The sequence below is a fragment of the Mongoliibacter sp. genome (genome assembly GCF_007692705.1).
Lineage (GTDB): Bacteria > Bacteroidota > Bacteroidia > Cytophagales > Cyclobacteriaceae > Mongoliibacter.
Window position 1 is genome coordinate 1 of the sequence record NZ_REBN01000121.1, and the last position, 7,741, is coordinate 7,741.

The 7,741-nt window shown below is 40.5% G+C and carries 6 protein-coding genes; 2 read left to right on the forward strand and 4 right to left on the reverse strand.

What is annotated here, in order from left to right:
• The 4 genes from EA341_RS05855 to EA341_RS05870 all read right to left on the reverse strand — a co-directional run.
• Window positions 1-958 (reverse strand): 3-phosphoshikimate 1-carboxyvinyltransferase (locus EA341_RS05855; protein ID WP_293012259.1); only part of this gene is annotated, 958 nt, incomplete at its 3' end.
• Window positions 959-975: 17 nt separating this feature from the next.
• Window positions 976-2,007 carry a 3-dehydroquinate synthase gene (gene aroB, locus EA341_RS05860; protein WP_293012261.1) on the reverse strand — a complete coding sequence of 344 codons (1,032 nt, stop codon included), beginning with the start codon at window positions 2,005-2,007 and terminating at the stop codon, window positions 976-978.
• Between the two features lie 77 nt (window positions 2,008-2,084).
• The gene (locus tag EA341_RS05865; RefSeq protein WP_293012265.1) at window positions 2,085-3,182 is read right to left on the reverse strand and encodes a chorismate mutase; all 1,098 of its coding nucleotides are present in this window, start codon (window positions 3,180-3,182) and stop codon (window positions 2,085-2,087) included.
• A gap of 312 nt (window positions 3,183-3,494) precedes the next feature.
• The gene (locus tag EA341_RS05870) at window positions 3,495-4,589 is read right to left on the reverse strand and encodes a bifunctional 3-deoxy-7-phosphoheptulonate synthase/chorismate mutase type II (RefSeq protein ID WP_293012268.1); all 1,095 of its coding nucleotides are present in this window, start codon (window positions 4,587-4,589) and stop codon (window positions 3,495-3,497) included.
• A gap of 201 nt (window positions 4,590-4,790) precedes the next feature.
• Here EA341_RS05870 and EA341_RS05875 point away from each other — a divergent pair, with 201 nt between their 5' ends.
• Together EA341_RS05875 and lysS are read left to right on the forward strand one after the other, a co-directional pair.
• Complete coding sequence (locus EA341_RS05875) at window positions 4,791-5,969, forward strand: proline dehydrogenase family protein (protein ID WP_293012270.1); 1,179 nt, start codon at window positions 4,791-4,793, stop codon at window positions 5,967-5,969.
• A gap of 90 nt (window positions 5,970-6,059) precedes the next feature.
• Window positions 6,060-7,741: lysine--tRNA ligase (lysS, locus tag EA341_RS05880; RefSeq protein WP_293012272.1), on the forward strand; the 1,682-nt coding region annotated here is incomplete at its 3' end.

Here is a 7,741-nt window from a genome sequence, read left to right on the forward strand (position 1 = left end):
TATCTGTCTCTTTGATCCTCAAACTTTCCAAACCGGTAAAATCCATCTTTTGGCCTATGATGGCGCAAGTGACGGCCACTGTTTGGGCAATATCCGGGCAATGGGTAAAATCCCAATGGTCCAAACCTTTTACTGCTTGTTTGGTCAAGTGAACGCCACCATCCTTGAACTCACTTTTTACTCCAAGGAAATCCATAATATCTACGATTTTGGAGTCACCCTGCAAGCTACTTTCCTTGAGCCCTTCCAAAAACAATTCGCCTTTATCTGCGCAAGCCAGGAGGCTATACCAATAACTGGCACCTGACCAATCACTTTCCACAGCGAAATTTGTCGGCTTATAATCCTGAGCTTCTACCTTGATGACGTTTCCTTCCCAGGTATGGTCTACTCCAAATGCCTTCATCAATTCCAAGGTCATTTCTATGTAGGTTCTGGATCCAACTTTCCCGATAAGTTCAAGCTCAATCCCCAAAGGCAGTACGGGACCAATCATCAGTAAAGCAGAAATATATTGGCTACTGACATCTCCCCTGATACTTACCCTGCTTTTCAATTGGTTTTTGAGGCCATGAACAGCTAGGGGAGGATAACCTTCCATATTCATGTAGTGAATATCCGCACCTAACTCATTTAATGCCTCAACTAAAATCCCAATCGGCCTCTCACACATCCTAGCCGTTCCGGTAAGAACTTTGTTCTGATCCGTGACAGCTGCGAATGCCGTCAGAAACCTCATTGTGGTACCGGCATCCAACACATCATATACAGGTGGATTCTCCTTGAGTAAACGAATCATGGTCTGTGTATCTCTTGCTTCTGCAAGATTTTTCAACTCATTTTCACCCTGTGTCAAGGCATCAATAATCAAGGCCCTGTTACTTTCGCTTTTGGAAGCTGGAAGGGGTATGGTGGTCGAGGAAAATGAACTGATTTGATTTAAAACTAATGGTTTCAATAGGTCTGATTTTGAAATTATAAAGATCTATACAATTGTATGGCCTCAGTGATTTCTTCCAAACTTGCAGGAATATTGTAATCACACTGACCGATCTGATTCAACAAGGAAAAATTTATAACCTCTCCTTCATTCTTTTTGTCTTGCCCACAAAGGGAAACAATGGCAGCGACATCTCCATCCGAGAAATCAAATTTCCCGAAAACCTGTAAAATCATTTCCTGAATGGTTTTTAAATCAGAAACTGATAAACCGGATTTTTTATGCGACAAGTATGCCTCGCAAAGCATCCCGATGGCGATGGCTTCACCATGTAGTAGATGTTTTTCAGTATCCAGGTAAAAAGACTCAAAAGCATGGCCTATAGTATGTCCGAAATTCAGAATCTTTCTAAGGCCAGCTTCTTTAGGATCCTTTTCGACCACTTCTTTTTTGATACTGACTGATTTTTCAATAATATCTCTCCAGTTTTGATCCTTCCATTCCTCCACTTTCAAGCACTTGAAATATGGTTCACTTTTGATTAGGCCGTGTTTGATCACCTCTGCATAACCTGACCTCAACTCTCTTTCTGGAAGAGTCTTTAGAAATTCGCCTGAAATAATTACTGCATTCGGCTGAGTAAAAACACCAATGTGATTTTTATAACCATTAAAATCGACTCCAAGCTTCCCACCAACACTAGCATCAACTTGGGAAAGCAATGTTGTAGGTACATTGACAAAGCGTATTCCTCTCTTGTAAGTAGCTGCACAAAAGCCTCCCATATCTCCAGTTACTCCCCCTCCAAGGTTGATGATCAGAGCTTTCCTGTCCATTCCCCCATCTGTCATCCATTGCCATATGCCCATACAGGTATGGAGATTCTTATTTGCTTCACCAGCCTGAAAGCTGTAGTGAAGATGAATAGGCAAACTTTCTTTCAACAAGGGGTAGCAATCTATTTCGGTATTGGAGTCTGTAATAACCCCAAGCTTGGAAAAATTGAGCTGCTTGATGTAGGTACCAAGGTCCTGAGCAATTTGCTGTGAAAATATAATGGTCTCCAAGGTTTTTGAATTTATTTCAAAAATAGGCAAAACTTGAAAGGCCGGAGCAAAATAAAGTGACTCCGGCCTTTTTTATATTACTTTTTTATGGGATCAGCTTCTCTGAGTTGCTTTTCCTGACGTTTTACTGACTCCTCATGGATACAATACAGTAATTCTTTCATGAATTTTTCACTGAGATTTTTATCAACGCCCTTTTTGGTCCTTGACTCCATGACATATTTCCAACGGTCAGATTGGAATACAGTCAAGTGATGTGCCCTTTTGTATGCCCCTACTTGATCAATCATGGAAAATCTTTCCTGAAGGATATCGAGCAGCTGATCGTCTAAGTGATCAATGGCGTTTCTTAGATCATTCAAGACCTCACTTGGATTTTCTTCACCCAGATTATCTTTAAAATCGATCTTCGAAAGGATTTCTTTTAATCTTGCAGGAGTCACTTGTTGTTTGGCATCTGACCATGCATTATCAGGGTCATGGTGGGTTTCTATCATTAAGCCATCAAGACCAAAGTTGATTGCCCGTTGTGCGGTTTCCAAAATCCCTTCTCTATTACCAACAATGTGGCTAGGGTCATTGATGACCTCCATCCCTTTCCACTCTCTTTTCAAGTGAATTGGCATTGACCAATTGGGTTTGTTCCTAAACCTCTTGTCATAAGAGTCAGAGAAACCCCTATGTATGGCTGCCAGCTTATTGATGCCTACAGCCTGTAGCCTTTCCAGTGCACCTAACCAAAGTTGTAAATCAGGGTTCATTGGATTTTTCACCATTACAGGAATATCGACACCCCTGAGTGCTTCTGCTATTTCCTGCACCGCAAATGGATTTACTGTAGTTCTTGCTCCAATCCAGAGGACATCTACTTTGTGCTTAAGAGCCATTTCCACATGGGCTGTATTACCTACCTCGGTGGTTATAGGGATGTTAAGATGATGTCTTACAATCTCCATCCACTTCAAACCGTCTTCACCAATACCTTCAAAGCTGCCTGGCCTTGTTCTCGGCTTCCATATTCCTGCTCTAAATACATCAGGAATCATATTTTCCTTAATCATGTCCAAGCAGACTTTTTCGATCTGCTCAGGTGTTTCGGCACTACAAGGCCCTGCAATGATAGTATTGCCTTTTAGGCCAATACCCCAATCCTTTGTTTGTAAATGGTTTTCCATAACGGTGTTAGGTTTAAATAAAAAAAGCCCGACTCTCTCGAATCGGGCTTTTCTTGGTTTATGATGTTTTAATTTTTTACAAGACAATAGGCAGCTCCGATTCGATTTTTCATTCGAAAGTAAAAGTAAAAGAATGTAAAATATACGAGGGCTGCGATTAACATGTCTCAAATGTAAAGGCTGATTTTTTAAAAACAAATCAATTTTTAAACATTTTTTTAAACTTTAAGCAATTTAAGCCTCCTTGGTTGACAATTCAGGAACTTCAAAAGGAATTTTACCTAAACACAAAATAAAATTCTGCTGCTATTTTCACTTCTCTTTTTTCTCCAATGGCTTCTCCATGATTTCCTCCTGTTTCCTGATGGACTCGGTATGCACCATCTTATACAGTTCTTTGACAAATTCCTGGTTTAAATGAAGGGATCTCCCCCACTCTGGCCTGGTTTCAAAAACCTTTTTCCAGCGCTCCATCTGAAAAATTGCCACATTATTGAGTTTTTTATACTCTCCCGCTTTTTCCACCAGTTTCATTCTTCTGCTTAAGATTTCCAATAGTTCATTGTCAACTTGATCAATCTGTTCTCTGATCAATTCAAGTTGGGATTGAAATATTGGGTTTTCCGTAGATACCTTACGGATTTGGAGTCCTTTGATAAGTTTTTCCAGTACCAACGGAGTAATCTGTTGGGCAGCATCCGACCATGCCTGATCCGGGTCATTGTGGGACTCAATAATCAACCCATCAAAATTTAGGTCCATAGCCATTTGTGCCACAGATGCCAACAGGTCTCTTCGTCCGCATATATGACTGGGATCATTCAGAATAGGAAGATTTGGATATCTTGTTTTGAGTTCAAGCGGAATCTGCCATGCAGGGCTATTTCTGTAAACCTGATCATTAAAGTTGGAAAAACCCCTATGAATACCTCCTAGCTTTTGAACACCTGCCTGATTGATTCTTTCCAAAGCACCAATCCAAAGCGCCAGGTCAGGATTAACCGGGTTTTTTACCAAAACAGGAATATCCACTCCTTGGAGACTATCTGCAATTTCCTGGACAGCAAAAGGGTTTACAGTGGTCCTGGCTCCAACCCATAATAGATCTATACCATGTTTAAGTGCTTTTTCTACATGATAAGGACTTGCAACCTCTATAGCAAAACGTACATGGTGTCTTTGTTTCACCTCCTCAATCCAAGGCAGAGCTATTTCTCCCACCCCTTCAAAACTATTTGGGCGGGTTCTTGGCTTCCATACACCTCCTCTAATTATCTTAAACCCTCTTTCAGCCAAATCTTTGACTGTGGCTTCCAATTGGTCTGGAGTTTCCACACTGCAGGGGCCTGCTATATACAGCGGCGATGCTGCACCTATCCCCCATTTGTCTATATTAACAATGTCCAAGTCTATTTACTTTAATTGATTTACAATTAATAAACAGCAGATCTAAGCTACTTGTTAGTGAAAGTAAGGATTTGGTTGGGTATTGCTAAAGGATCAGTGAGGAAAAATCACTGGGAAATTATTTCAATGGTCTGAATTAGCCAAACATAACCTATCCCCATGGTGTTTTTTTAATATATTTGCAGCCAGATACGACTCGTTATGCCAGTAAAACCCCAAATATCTTTTGAGAACCTAGAAGTGGCTTTTGCTTCCAAATCGGATGCTGACCTAAGAAAAATGTACCTCATTTTCGCCACTGTTAACAATAACCTTGCTGTAAGCTTGGGAACCAAATTGGCCAATTGGTCATTTGCATTGAAGCTTCCTATCAAAGGTTTAATGAAAAAAACCATGTTTGGTCACTTCTGTGGTGGAGAAGACATAGAAGATTGTCAAACAGCCCTTGAGGACCTTGCGAAATTTAATATTCATACAATTTTGGATTATTCTGTAGAGGGAAAAGGCACCGAAGAAAGTTATGAAAGCACCAAACAGGAAATTCTCAAGACAATCGCAAGATCGGCTGGAGATGATAAGATTCCTTTTGCTGTGTTTAAGGTTACAGGATTGGGAGACTTCAAAATCATGACCAAGGTCCAAGCGGGCAAAAAACTTAACGATAAAGAAAAAGCTTCATTTGAAAGGTTAAAAAAGAGGGTTGATGAACTGTGTAGGGCTGCTTTTGATGCCAACACCAAAATCTTGGTTGATGCTGAAGAATCCTGGTTTCAAGATGTCATCGATGAGATGGCCTACGAAGCCATGGAGAAATACAATAAAGATTCCTGCATCGTCTACAATACCTATCAAATGTATAGGCATGATATGCTTGGAAGACTTAAAGAAGCCCATAAAACCGCTTTGGATAAAGGTTATCTTTTAGGTGCCAAGTTGGTAAGAGGGGCTTATATGGAAAAAGAAAGGGATCGTGCCAAAGACAAAGGTTATCCAAGTCCTATACAGCCAGATAAAGCATCTTCTGACAGGGATTACGATGCCGCTTTGAAATTTTGTGTAGAAAATTTTGATAATATAGGTTTGGTTTCAGGTTCCCACAATGAGAAAAGCAATAGATACCTAACTGAATTGATAGCTGACTATGAAATCAACCCTGCAGATCCGAAAGTATATTTTGCTCAATTATATGGAATGAGTGATAACATTTCTTATAACCTGGCCGATGCGGGATACAATGTGGTCAAGTACGTACCCTACGGGCCGGTTGAAAAAGTAATGCCATACCTTTCCCGAAGAGCCGAAGAAAACACTTCTGTTGCAGGTCAAAGCAGTAGGGAGCTGGACTTGATCAAAAGAGAGATTGCCAGAAGAAAAAAGTAACAGAACCGTTAAACCTATTTCCCATTAGTCTTATTTGGAACCGGAAATTTCAGGTTTAAAAATAAGAGATATAAATACAGGATATAAAAAATGCAATTACTAAGCGAACAGGAATTAGAAAGAAGAAAAGACAGGGAGGAGCTGATGAAACTGGGGATTAACCCCTATCCGGCAGAACCATTCCCAATCAATGTCACTTCGGAAGATATTCACAATAATTACGAGAATAGGAAGAACGATTATAAAAACATCTCTATTGCAGGCCGACTGATGAGCCGAAGAATTATGGGGTCTGCTTCTTTTGCAGAAATCCAGGATTCTACAGGAAGACTTCAGATTTATGTGAGAAGGGATGATATATGTGAAGGAGAAGACAAAACCCTTTACAACACTGTTTTCAAAAAACTTTTGGGAATAGGAGATTTCATAGGAGTCAAAGGGTATATTTTCACCACTCAAACTGGTGAAATTTCACTTCATGTTACCGAATTGAAGGTATTATCCAAAGCAGTGAAGCCTCTTCCGGTTGTCAAAAGAGACGAAGACGGAAATGTCTATGATGGCTTTACAGACCCCGAACTACGCTACAGGCAACGCTACGTAGACCTCACAGTTAACCCTGAAGTGAAAAATGTTTTCATTACAAGGTCTAAGATCATCAGTAACATGCGCCGGTATTTTGATGACCATGGCTGGCTCGAAGTAGAGACACCAATCCTTCAGCAAGTGCATGGAGGAGCAGCAGCACGTCCATTCCAAACACACCATAACACCCTGGACATGCCGCTTTATCTGAGGATAGCCAATGAACTTTACCTTAAAAGGCTGATAGTTGGTGGCTTTGATGGAGTATATGAATTCGGTAAAATGTTCAGAAATGAAGGAATGGACCGAACGCATAACCCTGAGTTCACTTCCATGGAAATCTATGTGGCCTACAAGGATTACATATGGATGATGGAAATGGTAGAAGAATGCTTGGAAAAAGTTACCGAATCAATCCATGGCACTACAAAGGTAAAAGTCGGAGATAAAGAGATAGATTTTGCTGGTCCATACACCCGCTTGAGTATGTATGATTCCATCAAAGAATATGCGGGAATCGATGTTAGCGAAATGGACGAAGCCGGTTTGAGAAAAGTCTGTACCGATATGGGTATTGCGGTCGATGACAGCATGGGAAAAGGCAAATTGATCGATGAGATTTTTGGTGAAAAAGTAGAGGCCAACTTGATACAGCCAACCTATATTACCGACTATCCAATAGAAATGACACCTTTGGCCAAAAAGCACAGGTCAAAAGAAGGCTTAGTAGAACGTTTCGAACTTTTTGTGAATGGGAAAGAAATTGCCAATGCTTATACCGAGCTCAATGATCCGATTGACCAAAGGGAAAGGTTTGAAGAGCAGTTGAAATTGGCGGCAAGAGGAGACGATGAAGCCATGGCCATGGATGATGATTTCCTCAGGGCATTGGAATATGGAATGCCACCTACTTCAGGTCTTGGCATAGGCATAGATAGACTTACTATGCTATTGACCAATAATTTTACTATTCAGGAAGTGTTGTTTTTCCCTCAGATGAGACCTGAGAAAAAAGTGAAGATTGCCACTGATGAAGATTTCATGAGTGAAGGTATTCCGGAAGGTCTTATTCCTGTCATTAGAGATATGAATATCCATACCATAGAGCAATTGAAAGAAATGGAGCCCAATAAGCTTTTCAATGATGTTTGCGGAAGACGCAAAAAATTGAAACTACAGGTTCCAAA